Raw genomic sequence first — 18,911 nt, forward strand, 5'->3', positions numbered from 1 at the left:
GGTCAACCGCTCCAACACTGTCTCAAACCGCAACAACCTACTTCCGCCGCCCCGCGCCCGGGCGGCTTTTGGCTTTAGCGCGCTTCTTCGCGGGAGCCGCCGGAGTGAGGGCCGCCAGCCAGGCGTCGGTTGTGGCTTTCATCATGGCGGATGTGGCCAGCGTGGTCTGGCGTTTGGCTTCGGCGGTCGCCCGGCCCCGGGCGGCGCCCGCCGCGGCGTTGGCGCCGCTTAGCCACATGCTCAGCATGGGGTTTTTCTTCAGCCAGGGGTTTTTCATCGTCGGCTCCTTGGGTTGCGTCGATCAATAGTCGATCAATGGTCGATCAACAGGGAGCCGGGGCGCACGATGCGTGCCAGTGCCAGAAGCCCCCGGGCACGGCGGGGGCCGGGATGATGTTGCAGAATCGCCCGACCGTTCCGGCCACGCCTTGTAATGATGGCGGCAGCCTTACTGCTTTTCCGCGTTCGGCAGGTCGAACGGCATGTCCTCGTAGTCGATCAGCCGGGTCTTCCTGACGAGCCGGTAGCCGATCCACAGCGCCAGGAACATCGGCACGCCGATATAGGTTGCCAGGATCTCCGGCCAGCGGTTGGGGATATCGGCGAACGCCTGGTAATTCTGGCCGGCCACGATGACCACGCACAGCACGCCGGCGAAGATCGGGCCGAAGGGGTAGAGCGGGGACCGATATGCGAGGTCGCTGACGCTGTAGCCCTGGTAGACCAGACCACGCCGGAAGCGGTAGTGGCTCAGGGCAATGCCGAGCCAGGCGAAGAAGCCGGTCATGGCCGAGGTATTGAGCAGCCACAGGTACACCGCCTTGTCGCCAAACAGCGAACTGAAGAAGCACAGCGCGCCGATGCCGGTGGTGATCAGCAGTGCGTTGAACGGCACGCCGCTCGGCGTCAGCCGGGCGAACATGCGCGGGGCGCGGCCGCTGACGGCCAGGCCGTACAGGATGCGGGTGGAGACATACATGCTGGAGGTGCCCGCCGATAGCAGCGCCGTCAGCACCACCGCGTTCATCAGCCCGGCCGCGAAAGCCAGCCCGGCGTGGCGGAACACCAGCGCGAACGGGCTCACGCCCACGTCGGTCACGTCGTTGCGGAGCAGGCTCGGGTCGGTGTAGGGAATCAGCACGCCGATGATCAGGATCGCCAGTACATAGAACAGCAGGATGCGCCAGAAGGTCTGGCGGATGGCACGCGGCAGCGTGCGGGCCGGGTCGGTGGCCTCGCCGGCGGCCACGCCCACGGTCTCGGTGCCCTGGAACGAGAACCCGGCGATCATCGCTACCGCGAACATCCCCGGCACCCCGCCGACGAACGGCGCCTCGCCCGTGGTGAAGTTGTGCCAGCCCGACTGTGGCCCGCCGTTCATGATGCCGAAGATCATCAGCACGCCCACGCCGAGGAAGACCACCACCGTGACCACCTTGATCAGCGCGAACCAGTATTCGGCCTCGCCGAAGCCGCGCACGGAAAACGCGTTGAGCGCGAACATCAGCGCCAGGAAGCCGGCGCTCCAGGCCACGCCCGGCACGTCCGGGAACCAGTACTGCATGACGAGCTGGGCGGCGGTCAGCTCCACGGCAATCGTTACGGCCAGGCTGAACCAGTAGTTCCAGCCGAGCGCGAAGCCGAAGCCTTCCTCGACGTAGACCGCGCTATAGGTGACAAACGAGCCCGCCACGGGCATGTGCACGGCCAGTTCGCCCAGGCTGGTCATCAGGCAATAGACCATCAGGCCGATCAGGCAGTAGGCGAGCAGGGCGCCGCCGGGGCCGGACTGGGCGATCGAGGCCCCGGAGGCCACGAACAGCCCCGTGCCGATGGCCCCGCCGAGGGCGATCATGGTCAGGTGGCGCGCCTTGAGCTTGCGGCGCAGGTCGTCGTGCTCGACGACGGGATGTTGATGCGGATGTGGGTGCGAATGAGAGGAAGACATCAGGTAGACACAGGGTCGCTGCAACGTCAGGGAATACCGGCGGCCTCGTAAGCCGGCCGGGGCGCGCGGGGACGCCATACCCGTAAAAACGAAAAGGCGCGAGTCTAACCTGTCCTTTTTAGTGGATTCGAGTGCGGCGTCAAATAAAGTCGAGCCCGGGCGGCAGGGTGGGTGAAAAGTGCCTCTGCCGCCATGACGGCCATCAAGCCGGCCGATTCCCTACGGGTTCCCCCTGAGGGTTTCGGCACGCTGCGAGGGCCACCATGAACGCCGGATGGAGCGGCCATGAAGGCCGCGCATGACACGCAATCCATCGCAGAAAATTGAAATTGAACGACCGTGCTATTTTGTGTATGCTTGATCCGCTTTCGGGTCCGACAGCCCGTGGAGCAAGGGATTGCGGGGTGAGGAGACATTTCACGACACCGCCGCGCAAGGCCCCGGCAGTTACCAAAATTCGAGAATTCGAATCCCGAGATAACCAAAGACCAAAGGAACCAGCATGACAGCGCAGTATCAGGTTCAGGACGGCGTTGCCGTCATCACGCTCGACAATCCCCCCGTCAACGGCCTGGGTCACAGCACCCGGCTGGGCATCGTCGAAGGCTTGACCCGTGCGCTGGACGATGCGGCCGTCAAGGCCGTCGTCATCACCGGCGCCGGCAAGGCTTTCTCGGGCGGCGCCGACATCCGCGAATTCAACACGCCGAAGGCCACGCAGGAGCCGACGCTGCATTCGGTGATCCGCGCCGTGGAGGCCTCCGCCAAGCCGGTCGTGGCCGCGATCCACTCGGTTGCCATGGGCGGCGGGCTGGAACTGGCCCTGGGCTGCAACTACCGCGTGGCTGCCAAGGGCGCGCAGATCGCGCTGCCCGAAGTCAAGCTGGGCCTGCTGCCCGGCGCTGGCGGCACGCAGCGCCTGCCGCGCGTGATCGGCCTGGAGCATGCGCTGAACATGATTGTCTCGGGCACGGCCATCCCGTCCGAGAAGTTTGCCGGTTCGAAGCTGTTCGATGAAATCGTCGACGGTGACGTGCTGCCCGCCGCCATCAAGTTCGCCCAGAACGTTGGCGCGGCCCCCGGCCCGTACCCGAAGGTGCGCGACCTCAAGGTCCGCCACGAGAACGCCGAGGGCTTCCTGGCCTTCGCCAAGAACACCGTGGCTGCCGTGGCCAAGAACTTCCCCGCGCCGCTGAAGTGCGTGGAGGCCGTGGCGGCGTCGCTCAAGCCGTTCGAGCAGGGCCTGAAGGCCGAGCGCGAAGGCTTCATGTACCTGGTCGGCACGCCGGAATCGCGCGCGCTGCGCCATGCCTTCTTCGGCGAGCGCGCCGCCAGCAAGATCCCCGATGTGTCCAGCGACACGCCGGTGCGCAAGATCGAACGCGTGGCCGTGATCGGCGCCGGCACCATGGGCGGCGGCATCACCATGAACTTCCTGAACGCGGGTATTCCGGTGACCATGCTGGAAACCAAGCAGGAAGCGCTGGACCGTGGCGTGACCACGATCCGCAAGAACTACGAGAACAGCGCCAAGAAGGGCAAGCTCACGCAGGAGAAGGTCGAGCAGCGCATGGGCCTGCTGAACACCACGCTGTCCTATGACGACATCAAGGACGCCGACATGGTCATCGAGGCCGTGTTCGAGGAAATGGGCGTCAAGGAAATCGTGTTCAAGAAGCTGGACGAAGTGATGAAGCCCGGCGCGATCCTGGCCTCCAACACCTCCACGCTGGACGTGAACAAGATTGCCTCGTTCACCAAGCGTCCGCAGGACGTGGTGGGCATGCACTTCTTCAGCCCGGCCAACGTCATGAAGCTGCTGGAAGTGGTGCGTGGCGCCCAAACCGGCAAGGACGTGCTGGCCACGGTGATGCAGATCGCCAAGAAGATCAAGAAGACGGCCGTGGTGTCCGGCGTCTGCGACGGCTTCATCGGCAACCGCATGATCGAGCAGTACAGCCGCCAGGCCGGCTACCTGCTGGACGAAGGCGCGCTGCCCGAGCAGGTGGACAAGGCCATCGAGAAGTTCGGCTTTGCCATGGGCCCGTTCCGCATGGGCGACCTGGCCGGCAACGACATCGGCTGGGCTATCCGCAAGCGCCGCGCCGTGGACAAGCCGGACATCCAGTACTCGAAGACCGCCGACAAGCTCTGCGAGCTGGGCCGCTTCGGCCAGAAGACCGGCGCCGGCTGGTACGACTACAAGCCGGGCGACCGCAAGCCGTACCCGAACCAGCAGGTCAACGACATGATCGTCGAGCACTCGAAGTCGCTCGGACTCACGCGCCGCAAGATTTCCGACGAGGAGATCGTGGAGCGCCTGGTGTTCGCGCTGGTCAACGAGGGCGCCAAGATCCTGGACGAGGGCATTGCCTCGAAGGCGTCCGACATCGACATGGTCTACTTGACCGGCTACGGCTTCCCGCTGTTCCGCGGCGGCCCGATGCTGTACGCAGACCAGGTCGGCCTGTTCAACGTGGTCCAGGCCATGCAGCGCTACGCCAAGGGTTACCACGGCGAAGCCTGGAAACCCGCCGCGCTGCTGACCAAGCTGGCCGACGAGGGCAAGGGCTTCAACGGCTGACCAGCCATCCATATAGATCGTAGATGGCGTGAGGAAACGGATCGGACCATGACCTACGGCGCGCAGGACTGCCTGCTGGTGATCGACGTGCAGAACGACTTCATGCCCGATGGCGCGCTGGCCGTGCCCCGTGGCGATGAAGTGGTGCCCGTCATCAACCGGCTGGCGCAGGCGTTCGGCCATGTGGTGATGACGCAGGACTGGCATCCCGCCGGGCATGCGTCATTCGCCAGCAGCCACGCCGGCCGCGCGCCGTTCCAGACCACCACGCTGGCCTATGGCGAGCAGGTGCTCTGGCCGGACCACTGCGTGCAGGAGACCCCGGGCGCCGCGCTGCATGCGGACCTGTGCATCCCGCACGCCCGGCTGGTGCTGCGCAAGGGCCACCATGCGAACGTGGACAGCTATTCCGCGTTCCTGGAGGCCGACCGCACCACCCGCACCGGGCTGGCCGGCTACCTGCGCGAGCATGGCGTCACCCGCATTTTCTGCGCCGGGCTGGCCACGGACTACTGCGTGGCCTGGAGCGCGCTCGATGCGCGCGCCGCCGGCTTCGAGGTTGTGGTGATCGAGGACGCCTGCCGCGCCATCGACCTGAACGGCTCGCTGGAACAGGCCTGGGCGGACATGACCGCCGCCGGCGTGGTCCGGGCGACGGCCGCGCAGGTGCTGGAAGGCCATCCCGCCGCCCCACGCTGAACACACTGAACAACTCGCAAGAGACACCAAGATACCGAGGAGCAAGACATGAACGAGGCAGTCATCGTATCCACGGCCCGCACCGGGCTGGCCAAGAGCTGGAAGGGCGCATTCAACATGACCCACGGCGCGACCCTGGGCGGTCACGCGGTCCAGCACGCCATCGCGCGCGCCAAGATCGAGGCGGGTGAAGTGGAAGACGTGCTGATGGGCTGTGCCAACCCGGAGGGCGCCACCGGTGCCAACATCGCGCGCCAGATCGCCCTGCGTGCCGGCTGCCCGGTGACCGTGCCCGGCGCCACCGTGAACCGCTTCTGCTCGTCCGGCCTGCAAACCATCGCCATGGCCGCGCAGCGCGTGATTGCCGATGAAGGCGACATCTTCGTGGCCGGCGGCGTGGAGTCCATCTCGTGCGTGCAGCAGGAGATGAACCGCCACATGATTCAGGAAAGCTGGCTCAACAAGAACAAGCCGGAAATCTACTGGAGCATGCTCCAGACCGCCGAGAACGTGGCCAAGCGCTACAACATCTCGAAGGAGCGCCAGGACGAATACGGCGTGCGCAGCCAGCAACGTGCCGCCGCCGCGCTGGAAGCCGGCAAGTTCAAGGACGAAATCGTGCCGATGACGGTCCTGGCGGGCGTGGCAGACAAGGCCACCGGCCAGCTGATGACCAAGGAAGTGACCATCGACGCCGACGAGGGCATCCGCGCCGACACCACGCTGGAAGGCGTGGCGAAGATCCGCACCGCCATGCCCGGCGGCGTGGTCACGGCTGGCAATGCGTCGCAGTTCTCCGACGGCGCCTCGGCCGTGGTGGTGATGAACGCGAGCGTGGCGGCAGCCCGCGGCCTGCAGCCGCTGGGCGTGTTCCGCGGCTTTGCCGTGGCCGGCTGCGAGCCTGACGAAATGGGCATCGGCCCGGTGTTCGCGGTGCCCAAGCTGCTGAAGAAGGCTGGCCTGAAGGTGGACGACATCGGCCTGTGGGAACTGAACGAGGCCTTCGCGGTGCAGGTGCTGTATTGCGCCGACACCCTCGGCATTCCGATGGATCGCCTGAACGTGAACGGCGGCGCCATCGCCGTGGGCCACCCGTACGGCGTCTCCGGCGCCCGCCTGGTCGGCCATGCCCTGATTGAAGGCAAGCGCCGTGGTGTGAAGTATGTGGTCGTGACGATGTGCATCGGCGGCGGCCAGGGCGCTGCCGGGCTGTTCGAAGTTCTGTAAGGCGCGCTGCGCGCTGCCTCACCCCTCTCCCGCTCGGGAGAGGGGCGTCCCCTTCCCAAGAATTTTCAGCCCGGAGCCTCGCATTCCATGTCGCTGATTCTTTCCCGCCGTGACCTCAATTTTGTGCTCTATGAGTGGCTCAAGGCGGAGGACCTCACCCAGATTCCCCGTTACGCCGACCACTCCCGCGAGACCTTCGACGCCGCGCTGGACACCTGCGAGAAGATCGCCACGGACCTGTTCGCGCCGCACAACAAGAAGAGCGATGCCAACGAGCCGCATTTCGACGGCGAGACGGTCAGCATCATTCCCGAGGTCAGCACCGCGCTGCGCGCCTTCTGCGACGCCGGCCTGATGGCCGCCGGGCAGGACTACGAATACGGCGGCATGCAGCTGCCGGTCACGCTCGAGAAGGCCGCGTTCGCCTACTTCAAGGCGGCCAACGTCGGCACCAGTTCGTACCCGTTCCTGACCATCGGCAACGCCAACCTGCTGCTCACGCACGGTACGCCGGCGCAGATCGACACCTTTGTCCGCCCCGAACTCGAAGGCCGCTTCTTCGGCACGATGTGCCTGTCGGAGCCGCAGGCGGGCTCGTCGCTGTCGGACATCACCACGCGGGCCGACTACGAAGGCGAATCGCTGCTCGGCCAGCAATACCGGCTGCGCGGCAACAAGATGTGGATCTCGGCCGGCGAACATGAGCTGTCGGAGAACATCGTCCACCTCGTGCTGGCCAAGATCCCCGGCCCGGACGGCAAGCTGATTCCCGGCGTCAAGGGCATCTCGCTGTTCATCGTGCCGAAGTACCTGGTCAATGCCGATGGCTCGCTTGGCGAGCACAACGACGTGGTGCTGGCCGGCCTGAATCACAAGATGGGCTATCGCGGCACCACCAACTGCCTGCTGAACTTCGGCGAAGGCATGAAATATCGCCCGGACGGCAAGGCTGGCGCCATTGGCTACCTCGTGGGCGAGCCCCACAAGGGCCTGGCGTGCATGTTCCACATGATGAACGAGGCCCGCATCGGCGTGGGTCTGGGCGCGGTGACGCTGGGCTACACCGGCTACCTCCATGCGCTGGACTACGCGCGCAACCGTCCGCAGGGCCGGCCGGTGGGCCCGGGCGGCAAGGATCCGGCGAGCCCCCAGGTGAAGCTGGTGGAGCACGCCGACATCCGCCGCATGCTGCTGGCGCAGAAAAGCTATGTCGAAGGCGGGCTGGCGCTGAACCTGTACTGCGCACGGCTGGTGGACGAGGAACACGCCGCCAAGGCTGCCGGCGAGGCCGAGCGGCACCGCGAACTGTCGCTGCTGCTTGACATCCTGACCCCGATCGCCAAGAGCTGGCCCTCGCAATGGTGTCTGGAGGCGAACAACCTCGCCATCCAGGTGCATGGCGGCTACGGCTACACGCGCGAATACAACGTCGAACAGTTTTACCGCGATAACCGCCTGAACCCGATCCACGAAGGCACCCACGGCATTCAGGGCCTGGACCTGCTGGGCCGCAAGGTGGTGATGCAGGACGGCGCGGCGCTCCGGCTGGTGGGCGAGCGCCTGCGCGCCACGTGCGAGCGCGCCGTCGCCACCGGCGACAAGACGCTGGCGGCGCAGGCCGCCGCGCTCGGCAAGGCGTCGCAGCGGCTGGCGGAAGTCACTGCCACGCTGTGGTCGGCAGGGGACCCCAACGTCACGCTCGCCAATGCCTCGGTCTACCTGGAGGCGTTCGGCCACGTGGTGGTGGCGTGGATCTGGCTGGAGCAGGCGCTGGTGGCGCAGGCCGCGCTGCCGCAGGCGCAGGGCGAGGGAGAAGGCAACGACGCCGATTTCTATCGCGGCAAGCTGGCGGCGGCGGCGTTCTTCTTCCGCTTCGAGCTGCCGAAGGTGTACCCGCAGCTCGATCTGCTGGCCACGCTGGACCGCACGACGCTGGACATGCAGGACGCCTGGTTCTGAGCGCCACGGCCGCCGCATCCACAAGATAACAAGGAGACAAGCATGCATACCATCCAGCAACTGTTCGACCTCAAGGGCCAGACCGCGCTGATCACCGGCGGCTCGCGCGGGCTCGGGCTGCAGATTGCCGAGGCGCTGGGCGAGCAGGGCGCACGCATCGTGCTGTCCGCCCGCAAGGCCGACGAACTGCAGGCTGCGCAGGCCCATCTTCAGTCGCGCGGCATCGAGGCCGACTGGATCGCCGCCGATGGCGCGCGTGACGACGAGATCGCCCGCCTGGCCGACGAATCGCTGGCCCGGCTTGGCCACATCGACATCCTGGTCAACAACGCCGGCGCCACCTGGGGCGCCCCGGCCGAAGACCACCCCGTGGAAGCGTGGGACAAGGTGATGAACCTGAACATCCGCGGCCTGTTCCTGCTGACGCAGCGCGTGGGCAAGCTGTCGATGATCCCGCGCCGCCATGGCCGCGTGATCAACGTGGCGTCCATCGCCGGGCTGGCCGGCAACCCGCCGGGCAGCATGGAGACGATTGCCTACAACACCTCCAAGGGCGCCGTGGTCAACTTCACGCGCACGCTGGCGGCCGAGTGGGGCGAGCACAACATCACCGTCAACGCGCTGGCGCCGGGCTTCTTCCCGTCGAAGATGACCAAGGGCTCGCTGGAGCGGCTGGGCGTGGAGGCGATGTGCGCCGGCGTGCCGCTGCACCGCCTGGGCGACGACGAAGACCTCAAGGGCGCCGCGCTGCTGTTCGCCACGGCGGCGGGCAAGCACATCACCGGCCAGATCCTGGCCGTTGACGGTGGCGTGAGCGCGGTTTGAGCGCAGTCCGAGTACGATCCTAACCATGACGCAAGACAACGGCTTTAAGCTCCAGATCCCGTTCCTGGCCGACCTCGGCGTGCGCTGCAACTTCATGGAGGGCGGCCGCAGCGAGATCGAACTCGACCTGCGCGAACGCCACCAGAACAGCTGGGACATGGCCCACGGCGGCGTGCTGATGACGCTGCTGGACGTGGCCATGGCCGTCGCCGGCCGGTCGATGGACACCGATGGCCGGGGCGTGGTCACCATCGAGATGAAAACCAGCTTCATGGCGCCGGGGCGTGGCAAGCTTCGCGCGCGCGGGCTGGCCGTGCATCGCACCTCGACCATGGTGTTCTGCGAGGGCGAGATCGTCGATGAAGCCGGGGCGATCGTCTCCAAGGCATCCGGCACCTTCAAGTACATCAAGCGCACGCCGCCCCAGCGCAAGCCCGGCTCGCCTGACTCCGGCGCTGACGGCTGACGGCTGACCGTTGCGCCACGTTTTCACGTATTTTTCCTAACGTATCTCCTGATCGAGCGAAGGAACCCAATCATGTCGAAGCAAACCTATCAGCGCATCGTCCTGGCCTCGCGCCCCACGGCAGCCGTCACGCCCGACAACTTCCGCCTGGAGCAGGCGCCCGTGCCGGAACTGGCCGATGGCCAGGTGCTCGTACGCAACCATTACCTGTCGCTGGACCCGTACATGCGCGGCCGCATGAGCGAGGGCAAGTCGTACGCCAACCCCCAGCCGCTGGGCGAGGTGATGATCGGCGGCACCGTGGGCGAGGTGGCGGCGAGCAAGAATCCGAAGTGGAACGTGGGCGACAAGGTTGTCGGCATGTTCGGCTGGCAGGAATACGGCGTGAGCGACGGCGGCGGCATCCAGAAGGTCGACACCACGCATATCCCGCTGTCGGCCTACCTTGGCTCGGTGGGCATGCCCGGCGTGACGGCCTGGTACGGCCTGAACAAGATCATCGCGCCGAAAGCGGGCGAGACCATCGTGGTCAGCGCCGCGTCCGGCGCGGTGGGCAGCGTGGTGGGCCAACTGGCGAAGCTGGCCGGCTGCCGCGTGATCGGCGTGGCCGGCGGACGCGACAAGTGCGACTACGTGGTCAAGGAACTCGGCTTCGACGCCTGCGTGGACTACAAGGCCGCCAAGGACGCCAAGGAACTCTACGCGATGGTCAAGGACGTCACCCCGGACGGCATCGACGGTTACTTCGAGAACGTGGGCGGCGACATCCTCGACGTGGTGCTGGCCCGCCTGAACGCCTTCGCACGCGTGGCAGTGTGCGGCCTGATTGCCGGCTACGACGGCCAGGACATGCCGATCCGCAACCCGCGCGCGATCCTTGTATCGCGTGCACGCATCGAGGGCTTTATCGTCTCCGAGCACATGGACGTCTGGCCGCAGGCGCTCAAGGAACTGGGCACCTACGTGGCGCAGGGCAAGATCAAGTTCCGCGAGAGCATTGCCGAGGGGCTGGCCAGCGCGCCGGAAGCCTTCATCGGCCTGCTGAAGGGCAAGAACTTCGGCAAGCAGCTCGTGAAGCTGGTCTGACGCCAGCCGCCACTCGCCACACGTATACCTATATAGAGGGAGACACCCCATGAACGCCCCGCAATCCGCACCCCGCCCCGACGACATGGCCGAGGGCCTGTCCGAGGAGGTCAAGGCCCGCTATCGCAACCTGCCGCGCCCGCCGAAGTTCGACACCCCGGCACAGGAGCGGCTGCACCGCAAGCAGCGGCTGGCGGCGGCGTTCCGGCTGTTCTCGAAATTCGGGTTCGATGAAGGCGTGGCCGGCCATATCACCGCGCGCGACCCCGAGTTCGAGGACACCTTCTGGGTCAATCCGTTCGGCGTCCATTTCAGCCAGGTGACGGTGTCCAACCTGATCCGCTGCGATCACCACGGCAACGTGGTGGAGGGCGACTACCCGGTCAACGCGGCGGCGTTCGCCATCCACTCGCGCGTGCACCAGACCCGGCCGGACGCCGTGGCGGCGGCGCACTCGCACAGCACCCATGGCCGCGCGTGGTCCACGCTGGGCCGCAAGCTCGATCCGCTGACCCAGGATGTCTGCGCCTTCTACGACGACCACGCGCTGTACGACGACTTCGGCGGCGTGGTGGTGGAACTCGACGAAGGCCAGCGCATTGCCAACGCGCTGGGCGGCAACAAGGCCGCCATCCTCCAGAACCACGGCCTGCTGACCGTGGGCAAGACCGTGGACGAGGCGGCCTGGTGGTTCATCACGATGGAGCGCTCGTGCCAGGTGCAGCTGCTGGCCGAGGCCGCGGCGGCGCGTACCAACGCCCCGCTCAAGACGATTGGCGAAGCGGCGGCGCGGCAGGCATACTCCATCGTCGGTACCGCACAGGCGGGCTGGTTCCAGTTCCAGCCGCTGTACGCGCGCATCGTGCGCGAGCAGCCCGACCTGCTGGAATAAGCCCCCATCGATCCAACCCGACCTGACCGGACCCGCATCGCATGCCTGACATCATCCTGCATCAGTACGCCACCTCGCCGTTTTCCGAGAAAATTCGCCTCGTACTCGGCGCCAAGGGCTTGACCTGGAGCGCGGTGGAGATCCCGCCCATCCTGCCCAAGCCCGACCTGCTGGCACTGACCGGCGGCTACCGCCGCACCCCGGTGATGCAGATTGGTGCGGACATTTATTGCGATACGGCGCTGATCTGCGACGTGCTGGACCGGCTGTCCCCCCAGCCGCCGCTGTATCCGGCCATCCAGGCTGCCTCGGCGCGGCTGGCGGCGGCGTGGATGGACAGCGCGCTGTTCACGGCCTCGGTCACCTACACCATGCAGCCGGCCGGCGTGCAGGCGATGCTGGCGCACCTGACGCCGGGCCAGGTGCAGGCGTTCATCGCCGACCGCAAGGCCATGCGCGGCGATACCAACGCGCTGCGCATGCCGCTGCCCGAGGCCGCCGCCATGCTGCACGACACGCTGGGCCGCCTGCAGGAGCAGTTCGCGGCAGGGGTGCCGCATGTGGCGGGCCCGGAGTTGTCGATCGCCGATTTCTCGCTGTTCCACAACCTCTGGTTCATCCGCCGCGCCACGCCGCTGGCGGCGATCCTCGACGGCTACCCGCTGGTCAAGACCTGGTTCGCGCGGATGCAGGCGTATGGCCACGGCAAGCTGCGCGTGGTGCCCTCCGAGACCGCCATCGCCGATGCGCTGAACCACGACCCGCTGCCGCACGACACCACTATCCTGCCCGGCAGCGGCTTGTCGGCGGGCGACCCGGTCACGGTCACGCCCACCGATTATGCGAAGGACCCCGTCGCCGGCGTGCTGCTGACGCTGACCGGTCACGTGGTCACCATCCGCCGGCAGGACCCGCGTGCCGGCGCCGTCAACGTCCATTTCCCGCGGCAGGGCTACCACGTGCAGTCCGCCGCCTGACACCCCTATATAAGAAGGCATCTGCCGGAGGAGACGATATGAAGCAGTTCGAGAGCAAGGTGGCGGTGATCACCGGCGGCGCGTCCGGTTTCGGCAAGGAATTCGCCCGGATCGGCGCCTCGCTGGGCATGAAGCTGGTATTGGCGGATGTGCAGGAAGACGCACTCGATGCAACCGTCGCCGAATTCAAGGCGCAGGGCGTGCCGGTTATCGGCCTGCGTGCCGATGTGTCGCGCGCCGAAGACGTGCAGGCGCTGGCGGACGCGGCGATGACCGCGTTCGGCGAAGTCCACCTGCTGTTCAACAACGCCGGCGTCGGCGCGGGTGGGCTGCTCTGGGAGAACACCCAGAAGGACTGGGACTGGGTGCTCGGCGTGAACCTCTACGGCGTGATCCACGGCGTGCGGATCTTCACCCCGCTGATGCTGGCCGCCGCGGCGAAAGACCCGGCGTACCAGGGCCATATCGTCAATACGGCATCGATGGCGGGGCTGCTGAACCCGCCGGCGATGGGGGTCTACAACGTGTCCAAGCACGCGGTGGTGTCGCTGTCGGAATCGCTCTACCAGGATTTGAGCCTGGTCACGGAGCAGGTGCATTGCTCGGTGCTGTGCCCGTACTTCGTGCCGACCGGCATCAGCCAGTCGCAGCGCAACCGCCCGGCCGGGCTGGCCAATGACGCACCGCCCACGCGTTCGCAGCTGGTGTCGCAGGCGTTGTCGGACAAGGCCGTCCATTCGGGCAAGGTGACAGCGGCCGACGTGGCGCAGCTGACTTTCGACGCCATCCGCGACCAAAGCTTCTATATTTACTCCCACCCGCAGGCGCTGGAGACGGTGCGGCAACGCATGGAGGACATCGTCGGCCAGCGCAATCCGGGCGATCCGTTCGGCGACAAGAAGGAAGTGCGCGCCGGCCTGATCGCCGCGCTGCGCGGCTGAACCGAGCCACCCCACTGCAAAGGAGTGGCGATGGAGACCGCGATGACCGCACCCGCCGTGATTCAGCACCTGCAATTTGCCAACCTGCCCAACGGCACCCGGCTCCATTACGCGAGCGCCGGGGAGCAGGGCAGGCCGCTCATCCTGTTCGTGCATGGCTTCCCCGAGTTCTGGTACGCCTGGGAGCACCAGCTGGCGCAGTTCGGCCAGACCCATTTCGCCGTGGCGCCAGACCTGCGTGGATTCAACCTGTCCAGCAAGCCGGCCGAGCCGGAAGCCTACAAGCCGAAGCATCTGGTCGAAGACCTCGTGCAGTTCGTGCGCGCGCTGGGCTACCAGCGCTGCGTGGTGGTGTCGCACGACTGGGGCGGGGCAATCTGCTGGAACCTCGCCATCCAGCATCCGGATCTGGTCGAGCGGTTGATCATCATCAACTCGCCCCATCCGTACGTGTTTGCCCGGGCGCTGTCGGCCGATGCGGCGCAGCAAAAGGCGTCGGGCTACATGAACTGGCTGCGCAAGCCGGGGTCCGAGCAAGCGCTGGCCGCCGACGAATTCGCGCTGCTGGAAAAGATGCTGACGGGCGACGCAGACCGGCTGCCGGCCTGGTTCAACGGCGAGACCCGCACGCGCTACCACGCGGCGTGGTCGCAGCCGGGTGATGCGGGGAGCCATCCGCTCACGGGGGGCGTGAACTACTACCGCGCCTCGCCGATGCACCCGCCCGGGCCGGGCGAGGCCGCGCCGGACATCTCGCGGCTCGATCCGGCGGCCTTCGTCGTGCGCGTGCCCACGCTGGTGATCTGGGGCGAGAACGACCGCGCGCTACCGAAGGCGCTCGCGGACGGGCTGGAGGACTTCGTCCCCGAACTGCGCCTGGAGCGGATTCCGGAAGGCACGCACTGGATCATCCACGAGCAGCCCGAGCGGATCAACCTGCTGATCCGCAGCGCGCTGCCGTGATCGATGATGGAGAGGGGAGAAGGGTGATCAGGTGAGCCGCTCGCGATACAGGCGGTAGTTCTCGTCATCGAAGCAGACAAAGGTCACCTGCTCCAGGCTTGGCGCCTTGGGCAGGGCCTCCCGCACGGCGCGGATGGCGATGTCCACGGCGCGCTCGCGCGGGAAGCCGTAGATGCCGGTGCTGATGTTCGGGAAGGCGAGGGTGCGCAGGCCCTGCTCGCCGGCCAGCCGCACGCTGTTGCGGTAGGCGCTGGCCAGCAGGGCGTCCTCGTCCTGGCTCCCGCCCTTCCAGACCGGGCCCACTGCATGGATGACATAGGGCGCCGGCAGCAAGCCGCCCGTGGTGATCACCGCTTCGCCGGTCGGGCAGCCGCCCTGTGCATCGCGGATCGCCCGGCACGCGTTCATGATGGCCGGTCCGCCCGCGCCGTGGATGGCGCCGTCCACGCCCCCGCCGCCCAACAGGCCGCTGTTCGCGGCATTGACGATGGCATCGACCTCCATCCGCGTAATATCCCCGTGTACAACCTGCAAGTGCTCGCCTGTCATGGTGTCTCCCGATGGAATACGCTCTCAGCATAGCCGCTGATGTGGTCGATGATCGCGCAAAAGCGTCGCCAAAACACATCGCCACAGTGATTTCGTCATGCTGCAACCGCAAAACGCTGGCATGATACGGAAAACGAACGATCGTTCACTATTCGAACCTCGACAATATTCAGAGACAGCTTCCTCGGGTCAGTCCATGTCCGCCAAGCCTTTGCCGACCGATTCCGCGTCTGGCGTTCCTCCTGGCAAGTCCTCCCAGCCGCTCGACCCGCAGGTTGCGCAGTTGCTGGACCTGATCGCGCGCGCCAAGCGCCCGCCGATCCACGCGCTGGAGGTGGCGGACGCCAAGATTGCCTACGAGAAAAGCGCCCCGATCCTCGATATTTCGCCGCCGCCCGTCCATGACGTGGAGAACTTTGCCATTCCGGCGCGCGACGGCCATCCCATCCCGGTGCGGCTCTATGCACCGCGTGAGGCAAGCTGGGCCGATCCGCTGCCGTTGCTGGTGTATTTCCACGGCGGCGGGTTTACAGTGGGGAGTGTTAATTCGCACGATGCGCTGTGCCGCACGTTCTGCCTCGGCGCGGAATGCCTGGTGTTGTCGGTGGACTACCGGCTCGGGCCGGACTGGCAATTCCCGACGGCCGCCCACGATGCCTTCGACGCGCTCCACTGGGTCTTCGCCGAAGCCGAGCGGCTGGGCGCCGACCCGGCCCGGATCGCGCTCGGCGGCGACAGCGCTGGCGGCACGCTGGCCGCGGCCAGCGCCGTGGCCGCCCGCAACGCCGGCCTGGCGCCGGTGCTGCAACTGCTGATCTATCCGGGCACGAGCGCGCGGCAGGACACGCCCTCGCACCGCGCGCTGGCCGACGGCTACCTGCTGACCGCCGACATGATCCAGTGGTTCTTTTCGCACTACCTGGGACAGGACGCCGACCGCGACGACTGGCGCTTCGCGCCGCTGGACGGCGGCGGTACCGGGGCCGATGTGCGCGGGGTGTGCCCGGCCTGGATCGCCGTAGCCGGCTACGACCCCCTGCATGACGAGGGCGTGGCCTACGCAGCCAAGCTCCAGGCGGCGGGTGTGCCGGCCACGCTGGTCGACTATCCGTCGATGATTCACGATTTTTTCAAGCTCGGCCGCTTCGTGCCGGCTGTATTACAGGCGCACGCCGACGCCAACGGCGCGCTCCGTCAAGCATTCAAGACCTGAAGTCGCAATATTGCAGAACTGCAGCAGAAGAAGGAGACATAGACTTATGCAACGCCGCCATTTCATCGCCCGTGCGGGCATGCTCGCCGCCACGGCCGCGATTGGTTTCGCAGCCCTGCCGGCCCACGCGCAGGCGGACAAATTCCCCAGCCGGCCGATCCGCCTGATCATCGGCTATACGGCGGGCGGTTCCACCGACATCCCGTTCCGCGTGCTGGCCGATAACGCCTCGAAGATCCTCGGCCAGCCGGTGATCGTCGAGAACAAGCCGGGTGCCGGCGGCGTGCTGCCGGCCCAGTTGATGCAATCCACCGCGCCGGACGGCTACACGCTGGCCCAGGTGGCCATGCCGGTCTACCGCCTGCCGTACACCACCAAGATCAACTGGGACCCGGTGAAGGACCTGTCGTACGTCATCAACCTGGCCGGCTACTCGTTCGGTCTGGTGGTGCCGGCCGATTCGCCGATCAAGACCATGCAGGAGTACGTGACCTACGCCAAGGCCAATCCGGGCAAGCTGACCTATGGCTCGCCGGGCTCGATGACCACGCTGCACCTGACCATGGAAGAACTGGCCCTGCGCCAGGGCGTGCAGTTCTCGCACATTCCTTACAAAGGCAACTCGGAATCGATGCAGGCCCTGCTGGGCGGCCACGTGATGTCGGTGGCGGACACGCCGGCGTGGGCGCCGTATGTGGAGCAGGGCAAGCTTCGCCTGCTCTCCACCTGGGGCGAGAAGCGCTCGGCGCGCTTCCCGAACGTGCCCACGCTGAAGGAACTCGGCATGGGCATCGTGCAGACGTCGCCGTTCGGGCTGGTGGTGCCGAAGGGCACGGACCCGAAGATCGTGCAGAAGCTGCATGACGCGTTCAAGAAAGCGATGGAAATGCCGAACTACCGCGAGTCGCTCGCCAAGTTCGACATGGAGCCGTTCTACATGAGCAGCGAGCAGTACGCGGCCTTCGCGGCCGAGACGGTCAAGAAGGAAAAGGCCATCATCGAGAAGCTGGGCCTGGCCAAGACGCAGTAACTCGCTGAAATACGATGACATGCGGGCGCCTTCGAGGCGCCCGTATTTGCTTGGGGAGTATGAAACATGGCGAAAGAGGATTTCCGCCACAGCGTGCCGCTGCGCGTGCGCTGGGCCGAGGTGGACCCGCAGTCCATCGTCTTCAACGCGCACTACCTGACCTATTGCGATATCTGCGTGACCGAGTATTGGCGCGCGGTGGGCATCCGCTATCCCGAAGACGTGCTTCACGCGCACGGCGTGGACATCTTCGTGGTGAAGTCGACCCTGGAATACCACGCCTCGGCGCGGTTCGACGACATGCTGGAGATTCGCGGCCGCATGGCCCGGCTGGGCCGCTCCAGCATGCTGTTCCGCGTGGAAATGTATCGCGGCGACGAACACCTGATCACCGGGGAGGTGATCTACGTCTGCGCAGACCCCGCCACGCAAAAATCGGCCCCGATTCCCGCCCAGGTCAGGGAGACAATCGAGGCCTATGAGGTGGTGAAGCCGGAGCGGTAGGGCGGCGGCGTTCGGGGACGAAATCCTCCGCGGTCGGGCTGCAATCGAACGGCTTAGCGCCCGATCCCCGCGTCTTCGATATAGCCGCGGATCACGTCGTCGAAGCTTGCGTCGCTCTGGAAGCCCAGTTCCACGGCGCGGGTGACGTCCCATGCTGCCGGCCAGGTGCCGACGATATTCTCGATGCGCGCCTCGCGTTGCCAGGTGACGCGGTCGGCCACGGTGTCGCCGGCCACGCGCCGGAGCGCTTCGACCATCTGCTTGGCAGTCACCGACAGGCCCGGCAGGTTCACCACGCGGCGGTTGCCGAAGCGCGCGCCATCCAGTTCCAGGCCGTTGACCAGCGCCGTGATGGCGCCGCGCGGCGACAGCAGCCACAGCGACGTCTCGGGCGCCACCGGGCAGTTGGCGGCTTCGCCGGCCAGCGGTTCGCGGATGATGCCGCTGGCGAACGACGACGCCGCCGCGTTGGGCTTGCCCGGGCGCACGCTGATGGTCGGCAGGCGCAGCACGCGGCCATCGACGAAGCCGCGTCGGCTGTAGTCGGACAGCAGCAGCTCGCCGATGGCTTTCTGCGCGCCGTACGACGACTGGGGGTTCAGCGCGGTGTCGTCCTGCACCACAGCCGGCAGCTTGCCGCCATAGACGGCCACCGAACTCGTGAACACCACGCGCGGGCGGTGGCCCAGCTGGCGGCAGGTTTCGAGCAGCGCGCGCGAGGCATCCAGGTTTACGCGCATGCCGAGGTCGAAGTCAGCCTCGGCTTGCCCGCTGACCACGGCCGCCAGGTGGAACACGGCGCCGGTATCGGCGTCCATCGCGCGGGCCAGCACGGCCGGGTCGGAGAGGTCGCCGGTGACCACGCGCACGCGCGCATCGTCGATCTGCGGCGCTACCACGTCCAGTAGCGTCAGGCGGTCGATCGTGACGGCCTTGCCGTCGAGGTTCAGGCTGCCGCGCTTGAGCAGCAGGCGGGCCAGTTGCAGGCCGAGGAAGCCGGCGCCGCCGGTAATCAGTACATTCATGGTTGCAGCTCAGTCGGTGTAGA

General features: G+C 66.7%; 18 protein-coding genes. 14 read left to right on the plus strand and 4 right to left on the minus strand.

All coding sequences use genetic code 11. The features are described 5' to 3' along the window. Window positions 1–37 precede the first annotated feature (37 nt). Together AB4120_RS05130 and AB4120_RS05135 are read right to left on the minus strand one after the other, a co-directional pair. On the minus strand, window positions 38–277 hold the full coding sequence (locus AB4120_RS05130) for a hypothetical protein (RefSeq protein ID WP_149136092.1): 240 nt from the start codon (window positions 275–277) through the stop codon (window positions 38–40). Between the two features lie 171 nt (window positions 278–448). Further along, on the minus strand, window positions 449–1,948 hold the full coding sequence (locus AB4120_RS05135) for an amino acid permease (protein ID WP_441641930.1): 1,500 nt from the start codon (window positions 1,946–1,948) through the stop codon (window positions 449–451). Between the two features lie 502 nt (window positions 1,949–2,450). Between AB4120_RS05135 and AB4120_RS05140 the strand changes: the two genes are divergently transcribed. The 11 genes from AB4120_RS05140 to AB4120_RS05190 all read left to right on the plus strand — a co-directional run bounded on the left by AB4120_RS05140 (window position 2,451) and on the right by AB4120_RS05190 (window position 14,567). After that, a complete protein-coding gene (locus AB4120_RS05140; protein WP_441641931.1) occupies window positions 2,451–4,532 on the plus strand; it encodes a 3-hydroxyacyl-CoA dehydrogenase NAD-binding domain-containing protein in 2,082 nt (693 codons plus the stop codon). 48 nt (window positions 4,533–4,580) lie between these two features. Continuing rightward, window positions 4,581–5,231: a bifunctional nicotinamidase/pyrazinamidase gene (pncA, locus tag AB4120_RS05145; protein ID WP_441641932.1), complete on the plus strand. Its 651-nt coding sequence runs from the start codon at window positions 4,581–4,583 to the stop codon at window positions 5,229–5,231. A 48-nt stretch (window positions 5,232–5,279) separates the two neighbouring features. After that, the gene (locus AB4120_RS05150; RefSeq protein ID WP_149136088.1) at window positions 5,280–6,458 is read left to right on the plus strand and encodes an acetyl-CoA C-acyltransferase; all 1,179 of its coding nucleotides are present in this window, start codon (window positions 5,280–5,282) and stop codon (window positions 6,456–6,458) included. Window positions 6,459–6,545: 87 nt separating this feature from the next. Continuing rightward, a complete protein-coding gene (locus AB4120_RS05155) occupies window positions 6,546–8,417 on the plus strand; it encodes an acyl-CoA dehydrogenase (RefSeq protein WP_149136087.1) in 1,872 nt (623 codons plus the stop codon). A 42-nt stretch (window positions 8,418–8,459) separates the two neighbouring features. After that, window positions 8,460–9,242 carry an SDR family oxidoreductase gene (locus AB4120_RS05160; RefSeq protein WP_092293158.1) on the plus strand — a complete coding sequence of 261 codons (783 nt, stop codon included), beginning with the start codon at window positions 8,460–8,462 and terminating at the stop codon, window positions 9,240–9,242. A 25-nt stretch (window positions 9,243–9,267) separates the two neighbouring features. Then, window positions 9,268–9,708, plus strand: a complete 441-nt coding sequence (locus AB4120_RS05165) for a PaaI family thioesterase (RefSeq protein ID WP_441641933.1) — start codon at window positions 9,268–9,270, stop codon at window positions 9,706–9,708. Between the two features lie 72 nt (window positions 9,709–9,780). Then, window positions 9,781–10,794, plus strand: a complete 1,014-nt coding sequence (locus tag AB4120_RS05170; protein ID WP_149136085.1) for an NADP-dependent oxidoreductase — start codon at window positions 9,781–9,783, stop codon at window positions 10,792–10,794. A 49-nt stretch (window positions 10,795–10,843) separates the two neighbouring features. Beyond that, on the plus strand, window positions 10,844–11,686 hold the full coding sequence (locus AB4120_RS05175; RefSeq protein ID WP_149136084.1) for a class II aldolase/adducin family protein: 843 nt from the start codon (window positions 10,844–10,846) through the stop codon (window positions 11,684–11,686). Between the two features lie 41 nt (window positions 11,687–11,727). Then, window positions 11,728–12,663, plus strand: a complete 936-nt coding sequence (locus AB4120_RS05180) for a glutathione S-transferase family protein (protein WP_441641934.1) — start codon at window positions 11,728–11,730, stop codon at window positions 12,661–12,663. A gap of 38 nt (window positions 12,664–12,701) precedes the next feature. Beyond that, window positions 12,702–13,604: an SDR family oxidoreductase gene (locus tag AB4120_RS05185; RefSeq protein WP_441641935.1), complete on the plus strand. Its 903-nt coding sequence runs from the start codon at window positions 12,702–12,704 to the stop codon at window positions 13,602–13,604. Window positions 13,605–13,634: 30 nt separating this feature from the next. Beyond that, the gene (locus AB4120_RS05190) at window positions 13,635–14,567 is read left to right on the plus strand and encodes an alpha/beta fold hydrolase (RefSeq protein ID WP_441641936.1); all 933 of its coding nucleotides are present in this window, start codon (window positions 13,635–13,637) and stop codon (window positions 14,565–14,567) included. A 27-nt stretch (window positions 14,568–14,594) separates the two neighbouring features. Here AB4120_RS05190 and AB4120_RS05195 read toward each other — a convergent pair whose 3' ends face one another. After that, window positions 14,595–15,116, minus strand: coding sequence for an O-acetyl-ADP-ribose deacetylase (locus tag AB4120_RS05195; protein WP_149136081.1), 522 nt, complete (start codon window positions 15,114–15,116; stop codon window positions 14,595–14,597). A gap of 196 nt (window positions 15,117–15,312) precedes the next feature. On the opposite strand from AB4120_RS05195, the gene AB4120_RS05200 reads away from it, so the two are divergent. The 3 genes from AB4120_RS05200 to AB4120_RS05210 all read left to right on the plus strand — a co-directional run bounded on the left by AB4120_RS05200 (window position 15,313) and on the right by AB4120_RS05210 (window position 17,863). Next, on the plus strand, window positions 15,313–16,329 hold the full coding sequence (locus AB4120_RS05200) for an alpha/beta hydrolase (RefSeq protein ID WP_149136080.1): 1,017 nt from the start codon (window positions 15,313–15,315) through the stop codon (window positions 16,327–16,329). Window positions 16,330–16,375: 46 nt separating this feature from the next. Next, window positions 16,376–17,359 (plus strand): tripartite tricarboxylate transporter substrate binding protein, encoded by a 984-nt coding sequence (locus AB4120_RS05205; RefSeq protein WP_149136079.1) that lies wholly within the window; start codon window positions 16,376–16,378, stop codon window positions 17,357–17,359. 66 nt (window positions 17,360–17,425) lie between these two features. Continuing rightward, the gene (locus tag AB4120_RS05210) at window positions 17,426–17,863 is read left to right on the plus strand and encodes a YbgC/FadM family acyl-CoA thioesterase (protein ID WP_149136078.1); all 438 of its coding nucleotides are present in this window, start codon (window positions 17,426–17,428) and stop codon (window positions 17,861–17,863) included. Window positions 17,864–17,916: 53 nt separating this feature from the next. On the opposite strand, the gene denD is transcribed toward AB4120_RS05210, so the two are convergent. Further along, complete coding sequence (denD, locus tag AB4120_RS05215) at window positions 17,917–18,888, minus strand: D-erythronate dehydrogenase (protein ID WP_149136077.1); 972 nt, start codon at window positions 18,886–18,888, stop codon at window positions 17,917–17,919. Between the last annotated feature and the right edge of the window lie 23 nt (window positions 18,889–18,911).

This window comes from Cupriavidus sp. 2KB_3, from assembly GCF_052115685.1.
In the GTDB taxonomy this organism is placed as follows: domain Bacteria; phylum Pseudomonadota; class Gammaproteobacteria; order Burkholderiales; family Burkholderiaceae; genus Cupriavidus; species Cupriavidus campinensis.

Excerpts from the sequence above, each read along its gene's own strand:
- AB4120_RS05165 (WP_441641933.1), top strand. The coding sequence starts at position 9,268 with ATGACGCAAGACAACGGCTTTAAGCTCCAGATCCCGTTCCTGGCCGAC.
- AB4120_RS05190 (WP_441641936.1), top strand. The coding sequence starts at position 13,635 with ATGGAGACCGCGATGACCGCACCCGCCGTGATTCAGCACCTGCAATTT.
- AB4120_RS05185 (WP_441641935.1), top strand. The coding sequence starts at position 12,702 with ATGAAGCAGTTCGAGAGCAAGGTGGCGGTGATCACCGGCGGCGCGTCC.
- AB4120_RS05170 (WP_149136085.1), top strand. The coding sequence starts at position 9,781 with ATGTCGAAGCAAACCTATCAGCGCATCGTCCTGGCCTCGCGCCCCACG.
- AB4120_RS05130 (WP_149136092.1), bottom strand. The coding sequence starts at position 277 with ATGAAAAACCCCTGGCTGAAGAAAAACCCCATGCTGAGCATGTGGCTA.
- AB4120_RS05180 (WP_441641934.1), top strand. The coding sequence starts at position 11,728 with ATGCCTGACATCATCCTGCATCAGTACGCCACCTCGCCGTTTTCCGAG.
- AB4120_RS05195 (WP_149136081.1), bottom strand. The coding sequence starts at position 15,116 with ATGACAGGCGAGCACTTGCAGGTTGTACACGGGGATATTACGCGGATG.
- AB4120_RS05205 (WP_149136079.1), top strand. The coding sequence starts at position 16,376 with ATGCAACGCCGCCATTTCATCGCCCGTGCGGGCATGCTCGCCGCCACG.
- AB4120_RS05160 (WP_092293158.1), top strand. The coding sequence starts at position 8,460 with ATGCATACCATCCAGCAACTGTTCGACCTCAAGGGCCAGACCGCGCTG.
- pncA (WP_441641932.1), top strand. The coding sequence starts at position 4,581 with ATGACCTACGGCGCGCAGGACTGCCTGCTGGTGATCGACGTGCAGAAC.
- denD (WP_149136077.1), bottom strand. The coding sequence starts at position 18,888 with ATGAATGTACTGATTACCGGCGGCGCCGGCTTCCTCGGCCTGCAACTG.
- AB4120_RS05135 (WP_441641930.1), bottom strand. The coding sequence starts at position 1,948 with ATGTCTTCCTCTCATTCGCACCCACATCCGCATCAACATCCCGTCGTC.
- AB4120_RS05210 (WP_149136078.1), top strand. The coding sequence starts at position 17,426 with ATGGCGAAAGAGGATTTCCGCCACAGCGTGCCGCTGCGCGTGCGCTGG.
- AB4120_RS05200 (WP_149136080.1), top strand. The coding sequence starts at position 15,313 with ATGTCCGCCAAGCCTTTGCCGACCGATTCCGCGTCTGGCGTTCCTCCT.
- AB4120_RS05150 (WP_149136088.1), top strand. The coding sequence starts at position 5,280 with ATGAACGAGGCAGTCATCGTATCCACGGCCCGCACCGGGCTGGCCAAG.
- AB4120_RS05175 (WP_149136084.1), top strand. The coding sequence starts at position 10,844 with ATGAACGCCCCGCAATCCGCACCCCGCCCCGACGACATGGCCGAGGGC.
- AB4120_RS05140 (WP_441641931.1), top strand. The coding sequence starts at position 2,451 with ATGACAGCGCAGTATCAGGTTCAGGACGGCGTTGCCGTCATCACGCTC.
- AB4120_RS05155 (WP_149136087.1), top strand. The coding sequence starts at position 6,546 with ATGTCGCTGATTCTTTCCCGCCGTGACCTCAATTTTGTGCTCTATGAG.